Source organism: Nonomuraea sp. NPDC049655 (genome assembly GCF_044465465.1).
In the GTDB taxonomy this organism is placed as follows: Bacteria; Actinomycetota; Actinomycetes; order Streptosporangiales; family Streptosporangiaceae; genus Nonomuraea.
The window spans coordinates 218,495-230,895 of sequence record NZ_JBITLS010000013.1; the positions used below are offsets into that span (position 1 = coordinate 218,495).

Sequence of the window (12,401 nt, forward strand, 5' to 3'; positions counted from 1 at the left end):
TGAGCGCATCGCATGGCTCCGGCTCAGTTGCCGGAGCACGCCTACGGCCGGCCAGAAGAGCGTGAGCGCCAGGTGGGTCACGCAGACGACCAGGACGCTCGCAAAGTGAGCCGGCGCGGGACTGCCGTTCTCCTCCAGTGTTCCTGCGCGGTCTCGTGGTCACCCGCGTCGGCGGCCAGAGCGCCGAGCCGGAGGTTCGCCACCGAGCGTGCCGATTCGGGTGGAGATCGAATCCGATCGAGATCACATGCGCCGAACAGGACAAAGAGCAACCCGATGAAGACCCGACAAGGTGCTCGTGTCGTGTTGTCAGATCACGATGACCGGCTTCTCATGATGCAGGTCCGCAACGATGGCAACATCGTCGTCCCTGGTCATCCCGTGCCGGACTGACAGCCAGGACATCAGCAGGAACCGTCTGGAACCCGGAGAGCACGAAGCGATCGCCGAGTACCGATGCTGGTCGCTCGCCGACCTGGTCGCCGCGCAGATCACCCACACCCTCCGGCCTCCAGGGCTGCCGCTTCTCCTGGAGGTCTGGGACGCCGAGCCCCCGGCGCCCGGTGCGCCCTGGGCCGAGGCCGGGCAGGTCGTCTGCCTCAGTCCGGGCGGCGTGGTGCACCTGTGCGGTCTCATGCGCGCCCCTTCCGGGCAGGCCCTGCTGCTGGGCCCGCCGCCGGCCCGGTTCTGCGGGCGGAGCCGGAGGCGATCGGTTGGGACACCGACAGGATGCGTGACATCCTCCCGCTCGACCTCGGCTCCCCCGTGACCCGGCCGGCGCAATGGCCAGCACTGCATCCCTCCGACGTGCCCGAACCGCAGGCCCGCCCCTTGTTCCCGTACGCCCCCTCCACCGCGGACGAGCCGAGCCGCCTCCGTGGCCTCGTTCCCCAGGAGACGATCGAAGCAGGGCGGCGGATCGAGGAGACCCTGGGCAGCCTGCGCATCGACATGCTCGGCAACCTTCCCGCGAACATCGAATCCTGGTCGCAGAAGGAGCTCGACCGGTACGCCAGGCAGTTGCGCGTGAGCATGCGCATCGGCAAGGAGCTGAACCCGCACGCCGTGCCCACCTACCGGCTGGCGCCCTCCGACGTCCGCACGGTCCTGCTGCGTCCGGGCCCCGGAGTCAGCGGCCGCGCCTGGACCTGGGGCAGTGACGACAACGCCCATGCCGCCGTGTTCTCCGTCGACCGGCAGGTCGTCGCCCGGGACCGCATCCGCCGGCTCACGCTGCTGACCGGGATCGTCACCATCCTGCGCCACGAGAACGATCTCGTCGAAGTGCGCGCGGCGACCGAAGCTGAGGCGGCGCGGGTGCTCACGGTCGAGGGGATGCGAAGCTGACCGTGCCGTCGGCGACGTCTTGGACCAGCTTTCTCCGGAGATGGGCCGGGATGCCGCAGGCGTGCACCTCGTCCTCCGGGACGACGCCGTCGCGACCTCCGGACGAGCCGGCCGAGACCCGGTGACGATGTGCGCGGCATCCCCACGGCAGCAGAGCGGGCCCGGTGAACACCTCTCCCCCGCCAAACCGTCCCACAACCGTGCCGACCCCCGCTCAACTGGCTGCACCAACTCCATCGCGTCAGTGGCTGACGGAGACCACGGTGAGGGCGCACGTCAACCGGGTGCTGAGCAAGCCGGCCGCCCTCGCCTGGACCGGGCCGCATCACACCTGGATCCACCCGATCTCCGGCGCGCGGACGCTCGACCAGCTCACCGACAACCTCGCCGCCTGCCACCTGCGGGTGCCGCCGGAGGTGGTCGAGCGGCTCGACCGGGCCAGCGCCTTCCCGCTCGGTTCCCGCAGAGCTTCATCGAGATGTCGCGAGAGTTCGTCCACGGCCCTTCGATCAGCCGCTTCGACCGCCGGGCGCCCTGAGCGGCGGGTTCCCGCAGTACCGCGACCGCAATCCTGGCCGGACGGCGACACCTTGAGCACCCGCTGATGGCAAATGCTGGTCGCGCGGACGCTGGGCGGACGACGCGGAGCGGTTCACTATACGTAAGCGCCCGATGGCAGGAGGTTCCTGGCAAGGTACGCCACCCGGCCCAGCCTGCCCGTCCACCTTCACGGAAGGGGCCCCGCCCATGTCGCCGCGACGTACCGCCCGAGGCTCGGCACGATCCGCGCCCGCTGTGTTCCTGGCCCTCGCCGTGCTGGTTGCGGTGGGGTTGAGCCTGCTGCCCGCGTCCGTCGCGCACGCGGCCTCCCTCCAGGTCTGCACCCTCCAGGAGGACATCGTCTACCAACCGCCGCTGACGAACACGCCCCAGACCCTGACGTACGCCGTCCACGGCCGGCTCACCGCCTGCACGGACAGTGCCGCCCCCACCGGCTGGTACGAGGAGTCCGGGACGGCGACGGGCGCCACCTGCACCAGCCTGCTCACCTCGGCCGGCGGGACCCGGACCTACCATTGGAGCGCCGGGGAGCACAGCACGTTCGCCTACACCCGGGTCGTGAACCGGCTCGCCGGCTACATCCAGGTCATCGCCACCGGCTCGATCCAGGACGGCAGGTACGAGGGCCTGCCCGCCATCTCGCAGGGCCTCGGGTTGCAGCCCGACCCGCTCGCCTGCGCCGCCGGTGGCGTCGCGCGGCTCACCGCGCCCGGAACCCTCACGATCGGCGTCTGACCGGCCGGGAGCTGCTTCCGCGCACGTCCTTGCGCACGTGGAAGCAGGCCCCGGGACGGTTGCGCGGAGAGGTCAGTCGGTCGGGTGGTCCGAAGCGGGGTTCTCCTTGAGCCGCATGCACTCGTCGTAGTAGAGGAGCGCCTCGTTGGCGGCCTTCTCAGGGCTCCACCCCCGAGAGACGAGGGCCTGGTAGTTGTGGTTGAAGATCTGGTAGCAGTCGGTCCGGCTGTCGGCCTGGGCGGGAACGGTGGCGGGGACCACCCAGGCGGCGGCCAGGAGCGCGGCGACGACGAGGCGGCGTGCGTGACGCATGGCGTTCCTTCCTGTCACTTGGTTCCCCAGCCCGGCGAGTGGCAGGCGGGTCCGTTCGGTCCGGTGTTGCACGACTGGCCTTCGGTCGCCTGGGCCGGCAGGGACAGCGCCCCCACGGTGGCCACGGCCAGCAGCGCGACGGTGAATACGGGACGAAGACGGGTCACATGGGCTCCTGCGGTGAGGTCGCGACGTACGCGAGGTGCGTCCGTTACGGCCACCGGATGCCCCGATGATCTCCGGGGCCGCACTGCGATTGTCGGTCGGCGGCGACGGCCGTTGCTCCTCCCCCAGGCCGGTCCCTCCGGCCACAAGAAGGACGACAGCCGCGGCCGTCCGGCGCGTCAGGAACCGGTGTGGAGCGGGCACACGCCCTGGACCGTCCCGGAAACGCACGAAGTGCCGACACCAGTTGGGGGCGCGCCGGTGCCGGCCTCACCAAGGGCGGACGCGGCCCGTCCGGCACCGAAGGGTGACGCGCCGTCAACCGGAGGGCAGGGGGTCTTGGCCGAGAATGCGGGCGCCGTTGGCGGCGGACATGCGGACCGCGGCGAACCCGGTGTCGATCATCTCCTGCTCGTAGGAGCGCAGCGCGGGGATGAGCGGGCCGCCGCGAGCGAGCACCGGGGCCAGCGCCTGGGTGAGCGCCGCCGCGTCGCGCAGGGCGAGGTTGGCCCCGGCCCCGGCTGCCGGGCTCATGGCGTGGGCGGCGTCCCCGAGCAGCGTGACGCGAGTGGTCTGCCAGGGCGGGATCGGGACGCTGGTGCGCAGCTCCAGCGGGAAGACGTCGTACCACTGGCTGATCATCCGCCGGACGAGGGGATGCCAGCCGTCCGTCAGGTCCATGACGAGGGACCTGAGCTGATCCTGCGTCATCAGGTTCAGGCCGGCGGGGAGGTCTTCGGCGCGGGCGCCGAAGGAGCAGGTGGCGTAGTCACGGGTCGGCGCAACGCCCACCACGCGATGGCCCGGACCGGTGATCGCAGTGAACACGTTGTCCATGCCCTCGGCCAACTCGGCCGGGATCTTGCCGTAGAGCTGGACGAGGCCGGTGCCGACGACGCGGGCATGCGGCAGGTACTGGCCGCGCACGGCGGAGTTGATGCCGTCGGCGCCGACCAGGACGTCGCCTGTGACGGTGGTGCCGTCGTCGAAGCGCGCCGTCACGTGGTCGGCCACGACCTGGAAGCCGGTCAGCCGCGTCCCGTACGTGATCGTCTCCGCCACGTCGGGCAGCAGGGACTCGCGGAGCGTCTGCCTGTCGATCGACAGGTGGCGTCCGCTGTGTCCGAGGACCTCCACCCCTGCGAGCGTGGGATCGAAGCGGACGAAGCGGGGCGAGGGTATGTGGGCGGTGGCAAGGAAGGCCGCTCGCCGTTCCGGGGTCATCACGCTGGTCAGCGCGTCGAGGCCCATGTCGCTGAGGTGCAGGCGGTAGCCCTGGCGGCGGACGTGCGGCGATAGGTCGCGCTCGTGGACGGCCACGTCGATGCCGGCCCTGAGGAGTCCGTTGGCCAGGGCCAGCCCGCCGAGGCCGGCCCCGATGACGATCACCCTCATCGCTGGTCGCCGCCGAAGTCGTCGGCGTGCTCGGCGGCCCACGCCGACAGCGTTGTTGCGGGCGCCCCGGTGATGTCACGCACCGCGGAGGTGACCTCCGGAGGCGGGGCGGCGGCCATCTTGGTGTAGCCGTCGAGCAGCTCGTCGATGAAGCCGTCAGGGAAGCCGGGGTCGGCCAGCAGCCGGGCGCGTTCCTGCTCCGGCGTCAACTCCTGCCAGTGCAGCGGGCGGCCGATGGCTTCGCCGATCAGGCGTACCTGCTCGGCCTGGGTCAACACCTCAGGCCCGGTGAGGGTGTGGCGGCGTCTGTCGTGCCCGGGTTCGGTCAGCGCGTGTACGGCCACCGCCGCGATGTCGTCCTGGTGGATCGGCGTCATCGCCAGCGAGCCGAAGGCCCCGCGGACGCTGTCGCCCGCCCTGATCTGGTCGCTCCACCACAGGGTGTTGGTCATGAAGGTGCTGGGGCTGAGCACCGTCCACTCCATGCCCGACCGCTCGATCAGCTGCTCGACGGTGGCGTGCCAGCGGGCGACCGGGTTGGGCTGCTCCTCGGGGGTGACTCCGGGCAGTGCGCCCCCACCGGTCATGAAGACGACGTGGCGGACACGGCGCTTGAGCGCGTCGACGATGGGGCGGGCGGGTTCGGCCGAGTGGAAGGGCCACATGAGGAAGGCCGCTTCGACGTCGTCCAGGGCGCCGGGCGCGGCCAGATCCGGGGTGATCACGTCGACGCTCCGGGGAAGCTTCGCGGCCGCGGGGTTGCGGCTCGTGGCTCGTACGGCTGCGCCGCTCCAGGCCAGCCGCTCGGCGACCCTTCTGCCGACGTTGCCCGTCGCGCCGAAAACCAGGTAGGTGCTCATGCAGCAAGAATCCGGCTACCTCGGCGATCTACGCACTTCAAATGCCATCTCGCGGCGATAAATAGCATGTAGCGTCGAATTATGGCGATAACTAGCGCATTGGACGCGCTGGACTACGCTCTCGTGCACGCGCTCCAGATCGACGGCCGCGCCTCCTTCCGCACGATCGCCGAGGTGCTCGGCGCCTCCGAGCACACGGTCGCCCGCCGCTACCGGAAGCTGCGCGCGCAGGGCGTCCTGCGCGTGGTCGGCTGGCTCAACGGCCAGCGCTTCGGCCGCACCGCCTGGTCGGTGCGCCTGGTGTGCACGCCGGATGCGGCGGCCCAGGTGGCCGAGGCCCTCGCCCGCCGTGACGACACCGTGTGGGTCCGCCTGCTGTCCGGCGGCACCGAGATCGCCTGCGGCGTCCAGGCAGGCGGCGACCAGGACGGCGACGCCCTGCTGCTGAAGAAGCTGCCGCGTACTCCGCGCATCGTGGCCATGTCCGCGCACGCGACCCTGCACATGTTCGCCGGCTGGCGCAGCCGGGTCGCGGTGCTCACCGACGAGCAGGCCGAGCGGATCCGGCACGTGCAGCAGCACGAGAAAGAGGTCTCGCTGACCGCGCAGGACCACGCCATGCTGCGGGTGCTGGCGAAGGACGGGCGGGCCGGGTACGGCGAGCTGGCCGGGGCCAGCGGATGGTCGCACACCACCGTGCGACGCCGCCTCGACGAACTGCGGGCCGGCGACACGCTCAGGTTCGACGTCGAGATCCCCTCCCAGACCCTGGGCTACCACGCCGAGGCCTGGCTGTGGATGAAGATCGAGCCGTCGGCCCTGGCCTCGGTCGGCGAAGCCATGGCCGCCCATCCCGAGGCCGACGTGGTGGCGGCCACCACCGGCCCCACCAACCTCATGGCCGGCGTGACCTGCCGCGACACCCGCGACCTCTACCGCTACCTCACCGAGCGGGTGGCGCCGCTCCACGGCGTGCGCGAGCTGGAGACCGCGCCCGTGATCCGCACGGTCAAGCGGGTCGGCACCTTCCTGTCCTGAACCCCGTCCCGCGCCTCCCTCCCAGCCTGGCCGCTGTCCGCCTGCAGCGACATCTCAGACGGCGGCTGGTGGGGCCATCCTCACCCGCAGACCCACAACAGGGCGTAGCAGAACGGTGAACCCAGCCGCGTACAGCACCTCCGCCATTGCACGCTCCATGGCCACCGTGGGGCACGTTCGGCCAGAGCCTGTCTCGAAGTGTTGATCAACGGCGTGTCGTAGCCGGACACGCAGAGAGGTCTCCGGTAAGGGTTCAACGACCAAGAAGAACCAATAACCGGAGACCTCGTGGCCACCTTAGCGGTGACACGGCGGTTCGACCTCACCGATGCGCAATGGACGTGGCTGGAACCGCTGCTGCCGGCACCCAAAAGGCCAGGTCGGCCGTCGCGGCGGAGCAAACGGCAGCTGATCGACGGGATCCGCTGGCGGGTACGGGTGGGCGCGCCATGGCGGGACGTGCCGGAGTGTTACGGCTCCTGGCAGGCGGTCTACAGCCTGTTCCGCCGCTGGCAACGCGCCGGCCTGTGGCAGCAGATCCTCACCCGCCTGCAAGCCCTGGCCGACGCCCGAGGCCTGGTCGGCTGGCAGGTCGGGGTGGACTCCACCGTCTGCCGCGCCCACCAGCACGCGGCCGGCGCGTCGAGGCGCGGCCAAGCGCAGGTCGAACCACCCGGCGGAGTACAGGCCGAACCCGCCGATCACGCCCTGGGACGTTCCCGGGGCGGCCTGTCGACCAAACTGCACCTGGCCTGTGAAAAAGGTCAGCGTCTGCTCGCCCTGGTGGTGACAGCCGGGCAGCGCGGCGACGCGCCACAGTTCCCCGCGGTCATGGCCGCTATCAAGGTGCCCCGGATCGGGCGCGGTCGCCCGCGCACCCGGCCCGAGATCGTCCGGGCCGACAAGGCGTATTCCTCCCGCGCGATCCGGCAGCACCCGCGCGCCCGCAAGATCCGGTGCACCATCCCCGAGCCGACCGACCGCGTCGCTGCCCGGCGACGGCGTGGCAGCCGCGGTGGCCGCCCGCCGTCCTTCGACCCAGACGACTACCGCGCCCGCTCAGCCGTCGAGTGCGGCATCAACCGGCTCGAACGCCACCGCGGCATCGCCACCCGGTACGACAAGCTCGCCGTCCGATACGAAGCCACCGTCCACATCGCCGCTATCAACGACTGGCTCACGATCCTTTGAGACAGGCTCTAGGCGGCCGGGTTGGCATACCGGCGCGATCCGGGCACCCACACATCCCCCGCCCGCAGGGCGTCCCGTAGCACCAGCAGCGTGCACAACTCCCAGTAGTGCCGGTAGGCGCTGGCATTGCCGCTCTTTGCCGCGGTATCCAGGTAGCCGCGCCAGCGGGCCGGTACGAGGGTGACCGGCGCGACCGCGGGACTTTGCGGGCGCCCGTGGCGTTCAGCTCCCGCCAGATCTCCACCGCCTTCAGCAGGTCAGCGGCGGCTCCAGCTGCTGGCGCGCTTCTACGACGTGGACGCCGGCGCGGTGCGCGCGGGAGGCGTGGACGTGCGCTCGATCAGCACCGAGGCGTTGACGGCGCGGATCGCCATCGTCTTCCAGGACGTCTATCTCTTCGACGGCACGATCGAGGAGAACGTGCGCCTGGGCCGTCCCGGCGCAAGCCTCCCGGAGGTGCGGGCGGCGCGCTGCTGTCCGGTGGTGAGCGCCAGCGTGTCTCGCTTGATCCAAGAGCCCGGCCGGACGGTGGGAGTCCGGCCGGGCGATGGTCAGGTGGTCACTTGCGTAGGTTGAAGGCTCGGATGGTGGTCTGCTTGAGTGTGTTGCCCGCCTTGTCCCAGGCTTCGACCTTGAGAGTCACCGCGCCCTTGGTGGCACCGAGGGCGGGGTAGCGGGCCGTGGCGGTGTAGGTGCCGTCCTTGTCGCGCTTGACGGGGACGGGGGTGTAGGTGGCGCCGTCGTCGGTGCTGGCCCACAATCTCAGGCCGGCGATGTCCGGCATCTTCGACGGGGACGGTGCGTGGTAGGGGGCGACGGTGAAGGTGTGTGACCGCCCGGCGCGCACGCTGTTGGTGACGTCCAGGGTGTCGCCCAGGTCGTAGCTGACGAACACGACCGGGGCCGGCTTGCAGGGCTTCGCCGTGCCGTACAGCACATCGAGCGAGCAGAAGGAGCCGGGCAGGCGCTGAGCCGTCACCGGGGTGTTGAAGACCCACTCGACGTCGTGCCGGTCGTTCTTGGCGGTCAGGCGGTAGCTGCCGGAGTCCTTCGGCAGGGCGAAGACCGGCAGGATGGTGGAGCCGCTGACCGAGGCGCGCGGGATCTCCTTGCCGTCCCGGTAGAGGCGGACGTCGAAGCCCGGCTTGGACAGGTCGGGCGTCGGCCAGTAGTCGCCGTTGTGCTTCCTGCTGCCGGGCGAGCCGTAGCTGGGCTCGAACTCCGCCCAGAGCTTGTCGCCCTGCACGCACATCAGGCAGCGCAGGTGCGCGCCGAGGTTGGCGCCCGGCTTGGCGAGCTTGTAGACCTTGTCCGAGCCGGTCGCGACGCCTGGTGTGAACGGCGTGGTCATCCACGACTGCCGGACGCGGACCGGTTCGTCGAACACCTCCAGGGCCCACTGCGGGATCCGGGCGTCCGTCGGCCCGCCGCGCTGCTCTTCCATGCCGTGCGACCACAGGAGGCCGGAGTCGAGCGGCCCGACCCAGTCCTGGCGTTCCTGCAGGGTGAGCCGGGGGCCGCCCCACCCGCTGAGCCCGGTCGACAGCGGGATGACATCGTCGGCCTTCTGCGCGTAACGCCAGTCGTTGTAGCGGTTGGGGGCGACGACGTGGGTGTCCAGGTCGATCCTGGCCAGGTCGCGCTCGCGGAAGGTGTAGTGCAGCGAGCGGGACACCCGGCCCTCTTCGTAGGGGGCGAAGGTGTAGCTGTAGGGCGTCTCCTCGGTGCCGGTCACCCGGACGGTGACCTGCCTGCCGCCCGCGAGCCGGTCGCGCAGGCCGAGGGCCTCGCGGGAGGGCAGGGACACCGTCGGGATGCCGATCGGCTTGGCCTGTCCGGTGAACGGGGTCTGCGTGAAGCTCAGCGGGATCGCGCATCCCGTCCCGGGCTTGGGGAAGTGCGCGATGGCGGCAGCGCCGGCGTCGCGGATCGGGCCGATCCGCTCGATCTGGACTCCGCACGCGTCGCCGAACGTGTTCTGCGACATCGGCGCCTCCAGCAGGACGAGCTTGCCGCGCAGGTCGCGGCCGGCGAGCTCCTCGGGCCTGCCCTCCCCGACGTCCACGAGCTCCAGGTCATGGGTGCCGGTGAAGGGCCGGAAGTCGGGGAAGCCGTCGCTCTGCTCGTGCACCCCGAAGGTGTTGTAGCCGTGCAGCGCCGAGGCCGGGCTCAAGGGGAGCCGGTCCCGCCCGCGCACGCTCATGGCGACCTCGGCCTTGCCGAGGGTGAAGCGGGTGTGGAAGCGGAAGGAGCCCTTGGTGACCTTCTCCGTGGGCAGCGCCCACACCCGGGTCCATGAGTCCTTGGGCCACACGAACCCCATGAACGGGGTTCCGCTGACCGTTGTCCGCTGGTAGGCCAGGTAGGGGAAGTTGCTCAACGGCTCGGCCGGCTGCGGGGTGGTGAAGCGGATCTCCGCCAGCTTCCTGGCGTCGAGCGTGATCTCGGTGTCCCCGGTGACGGTGAACTCCGGCACGGACAGCACCGCCAGGTTGCCCCGGTCGTCGTCGCCGACCCACTCGATGAGCTGCGTCACGCTGATGACGCTCTGCGGCACGCGGACGACCGTGGTGCCCTCGGCGATCAGGCCGACCCCGCCGATGAAGCCCTTGCCGCCGGTGATGTCGATGGTGTCCTGGGCCCAGGGGCTGCGCGGCTTGCCGTCGCGGCCCAGGGTGTGGATCGTCAGGGTGGCCTTGGGCACCTCGCGGACGACGCCCACGGCGGTGCGCAACTCGACGCCCTCGGCGGTCGCGGTGACGACGCCGGTGTAGTTGTCCAGGTCGGGCAGGGCCTTGGGATCGATGGTGGCGGCAGTGGCGGCGGTGCCTCCGGCGGGGAGGGTGAGGGTTGCCGCGGCGATGCTCAGCCCGCTCTCCACCGCCCTGCCGTCCGACCTGCGCAGTTCGGCGGTGAGCTTCAGGGTGATCGGCTCGCTGCCGCCGTTGGTGTAGGTCAGCTCCCTGGTGATGGGCTCGGCGCCGCTCTCGACCGCGCCGAAGTCGATCCCTCCGGTGGTGGCGAAGACCCGCTGGGCGTACGCCCTGGCCACGTCGATGCGGCCGGCTCCCTGCTTGTACACGCTGAGCGCGTCGTCCTTCGCGGTCGACATGAGCGCGGCCTTGATCTGCGGGCCCGTCCAGTCCGGGTGCAGCTGCGCCATGATCGCGGCGGCTCCGGCGACGTGCGGGGTGGCCATGGAGGTGCCGTTCGCGGCCGTGTAGTGCTCGTCGATCGGGCTCCCCATGCTGGTGCCGGCGGCGCGCGCCGCGGTGATGGCCACGCCCGGGGCGGCGATGTCCGGCTTGAGGCCGCCGCCGACGCGCGGTCCCTGGCTGGAGAAGGCCGCCCACGCGTCGCTCTTGTCCACGGCGGCCACGGTCAGCGCGGCGTCGGCCGTGCCGGGGGTGGCGACCGTCTCGGCGCCCGCCGCGCCCGTGTTGCCCGCGGCGATCACGAACAGGGCGCCTGAGGACGCGCTGAGCGTGTCGACCGCCTGGCTCATCGGGTCGGTGCCGTCGGTGGCCCCGCCGCCGAGGCTCATGCTGATCACCTTGGCGCCGGAGGCCGCGGCCCACTCCATGCCCTCGATGATCTGGGAGTCGCTGCCTGTCCCCTCATCGGACAGCACCTTGCCGACGATCAGCCGGACGCCGGGCGCGACGCCCTTGTGCTTGCCGCCGTCCGCCGCACCGGAGCCGGCAATGGTGGAGGCGACGTGGGTGCCGTGGCCGTGGCCGTCCCGCACCTGCTGGCCGGGGATGAAGGACTTGCTGTCGGTGATCCGGCCGGCCAGGTCGGGGTGTGCCGCGTCGACGCCGGTGTCGAGGACGGCGACCTTCACACCGGCGCCGTCGTGGCCGCCGGCCCACGCCTGCGGAGCGCCGATCATCGGGACGCTTTCGGCGAGGTCGGCCTTGACCTTGCCGTCCAGCCACACCTTGGCGATGCCGCCGCGCAGAGTGTCCGGCACGTTGGCCAGGCCGACGATCCCGTTGGCGCCCTTGGTGTCCGGTACGGCTCGCACCGCGTTCCAGAACGCGCCCGCCTCGGCCTTGGTGACCTGGATCGCCGAGGCGTTCACGCTTTCCAGCGTGAGCACGGGCTCGCTGGCCGGGATGGCCGCGGCCGCCGAGGCGACGGCCTGGTCGGTGTGCCGTTCTGGGTACTGCACGATGACGGGCAGCTGCTTGGACCTGTCGTCGGCGTAGCCGTTCTCGGCCAGATAGGTGACGTTGAACAGCTCCCGGTCCAGGCGCCCGGAGTTGATGGCGGGCACGGCGTCGCCCGGGGTGACGTACACGCCCTTGGGGGTGGCGAGCGCGGACAGCCGGGCGGTGGTGCCGTCGGGGCGGGCGTGCGCCTCTGGGCGCACGGTGTACTTGCCGCCGCCCGCGTCGCCGAGCCGTACCCGGTCGCCGGTGATCAGGGTGATCGTATGGTCGCCCGGGCCCAGCCCGGTCAGCGCGACCGGGCCGGTGACCTGACCCGGCGTGGGAGCGGGTTCCTCGGCGAGGGCGGGGGTGCCGGGCACCGTGAGGGCGCCGAGCGCCAGAGCCGAGACCACGAGCAGTGCGCTCGTGCGGCGTGGCCTGAGGGAGGGGGGATCATGCGGTGATCTGCGTGGGAACATGCGGAACTGCCCTTTCGGGTGCAGAGGGGGGAAGATCAGACGGGCTCGAACCCTTCGGGGGCGTCGTCAAGGGGTTCGATGACCGGCTTCTCCGGCGGTCCTTCCCGCGCTGGGACGGCGTCGCCCTGTTCGCCGTCGGTGGAGTCGGTTTCGGACATGCCATA

General features: G+C 71.2%; 12 protein-coding genes. 6 read left to right on the plus strand and 6 right to left on the minus strand.

Annotated elements, in window-relative coordinates:
- Window positions 1–729: 729 nt before the first annotated feature.
- The 3 genes from ACIBQ6_RS36775 to ACIBQ6_RS36785 all read left to right on the plus strand — a co-directional run bounded on the left by ACIBQ6_RS36775 (window position 730) and on the right by ACIBQ6_RS36785 (window position 2,643).
- Entirely contained in the window at window positions 730–1,347 is a 618-nt protein-coding gene (locus ACIBQ6_RS36775) for a hypothetical protein (RefSeq protein ID WP_397217672.1), read from the plus strand.
- Between the two features lie 263 nt (window positions 1,348–1,610).
- A complete protein-coding gene (locus tag ACIBQ6_RS36780) occupies window positions 1,611–1,952 on the plus strand; it encodes a hypothetical protein (protein WP_397217674.1) in 342 nt (113 codons plus the stop codon).
- 142 nt (window positions 1,953–2,094) lie between these two features.
- Window positions 2,095–2,643, plus strand: coding sequence for a hypothetical protein (locus ACIBQ6_RS36785; RefSeq protein WP_397217676.1), 549 nt, complete (start codon window positions 2,095–2,097; stop codon window positions 2,641–2,643).
- A gap of 72 nt (window positions 2,644–2,715) precedes the next feature.
- On the opposite strand, the gene ACIBQ6_RS36790 is transcribed toward ACIBQ6_RS36785, so the two are convergent.
- The 4 genes from ACIBQ6_RS36790 to ACIBQ6_RS36805 all read right to left on the minus strand — a co-directional run bounded on the left by ACIBQ6_RS36790 (window position 2,716) and on the right by ACIBQ6_RS36805 (window position 5,375).
- Window positions 2,716–2,955, minus strand: a complete 240-nt coding sequence (locus tag ACIBQ6_RS36790) for a hypothetical protein (protein ID WP_397217678.1) — start codon at window positions 2,953–2,955, stop codon at window positions 2,716–2,718.
- Between the two features lie 14 nt (window positions 2,956–2,969).
- On the minus strand, window positions 2,970–3,122 hold the full coding sequence (locus ACIBQ6_RS36795; RefSeq protein WP_397217680.1) for a hypothetical protein: 153 nt from the start codon (window positions 3,120–3,122) through the stop codon (window positions 2,970–2,972).
- 316 nt (window positions 3,123–3,438) lie between these two features.
- Window positions 3,439–4,515, minus strand: coding sequence for an FAD-dependent oxidoreductase (locus ACIBQ6_RS36800; protein ID WP_397217682.1), 1,077 nt, complete (start codon window positions 4,513–4,515; stop codon window positions 3,439–3,441).
- Entirely contained in the window at window positions 4,512–5,375 is an 864-nt protein-coding gene (locus ACIBQ6_RS36805) for an NAD(P)H-binding protein (protein WP_397217684.1), read from the minus strand. Before ACIBQ6_RS36805 ends, ACIBQ6_RS36800 begins: the two co-directional genes overlap by 4 nt.
- Before the next feature lie 81 nt (window positions 5,376–5,456).
- On the opposite strand from ACIBQ6_RS36805, the gene ACIBQ6_RS36810 reads away from it, so the two are divergent.
- From ACIBQ6_RS36810 to ACIBQ6_RS36820, 3 genes are all read left to right on the plus strand, one after another.
- Window positions 5,457–6,413 carry an Lrp/AsnC family transcriptional regulator gene (locus tag ACIBQ6_RS36810; RefSeq protein ID WP_397217686.1) on the plus strand — a complete coding sequence of 319 codons (957 nt, stop codon included), beginning with the start codon at window positions 5,457–5,459 and terminating at the stop codon, window positions 6,411–6,413.
- 288 nt (window positions 6,414–6,701) lie between these two features.
- Window positions 6,702–7,604 (plus strand): IS5 family transposase, encoded by a 903-nt coding sequence (locus ACIBQ6_RS36815; protein WP_397217688.1) that lies wholly within the window; start codon window positions 6,702–6,704, stop codon window positions 7,602–7,604.
- A gap of 294 nt (window positions 7,605–7,898) precedes the next feature.
- Window positions 7,899–8,180 carry a hypothetical protein gene (locus tag ACIBQ6_RS36820; protein ID WP_397217690.1) on the plus strand — a complete coding sequence of 94 codons (282 nt, stop codon included), beginning with the start codon at window positions 7,899–7,901 and terminating at the stop codon, window positions 8,178–8,180.
- On the opposite strand, the gene ACIBQ6_RS36825 is transcribed toward ACIBQ6_RS36820, so the two are convergent.
- Complete coding sequence (locus ACIBQ6_RS36825) at window positions 8,164–12,171, minus strand: S8 family serine peptidase (protein ID WP_397217692.1); 4,008 nt, start codon at window positions 12,169–12,171, stop codon at window positions 8,164–8,166. The genes ACIBQ6_RS36820 and ACIBQ6_RS36825 overlap by 17 nt on opposite strands.
- Window positions 12,172–12,272: 101 nt before the next feature.
- A complete protein-coding gene (locus tag ACIBQ6_RS36830) occupies window positions 12,273–12,395 on the minus strand; it encodes a hypothetical protein (RefSeq protein WP_364337215.1) in 123 nt (40 codons plus the stop codon).
- Between the last annotated feature and the right edge of the window lie 6 nt (window positions 12,396–12,401).

Bases quoted from the DNA above. Each gene is read 5' to 3' on its own strand.
- ACIBQ6_RS36805 (WP_397217684.1), bottom strand. From the start codon at position 5,375: ATGAGCACCTACCTGGTTTTCGGCGCGACGGGCAACGTCGGCAGAAGG.
- ACIBQ6_RS36810 (WP_397217686.1), top strand. From the start codon at position 5,457: ATGGCGATAACTAGCGCATTGGACGCGCTGGACTACGCTCTCGTGCAC.
- ACIBQ6_RS36800 (WP_397217682.1), bottom strand. From the start codon at position 4,515: ATGAGGGTGATCGTCATCGGGGCCGGCCTCGGCGGGCTGGCCCTGGCC.
- ACIBQ6_RS36775 (WP_397217672.1), top strand. From the start codon at position 730: ATGCGTGACATCCTCCCGCTCGACCTCGGCTCCCCCGTGACCCGGCCG.
- ACIBQ6_RS36830 (WP_364337215.1), bottom strand. From the start codon at position 12,395: ATGTCCGAAACCGACTCCACCGACGGCGAACAGGGCGACGCCGTCCCA.
- ACIBQ6_RS36785 (WP_397217676.1), top strand. From the start codon at position 2,095: ATGTCGCCGCGACGTACCGCCCGAGGCTCGGCACGATCCGCGCCCGCT.
- ACIBQ6_RS36790 (WP_397217678.1), bottom strand. From the start codon at position 2,955: ATGCGTCACGCACGCCGCCTCGTCGTCGCCGCGCTCCTGGCCGCCGCC.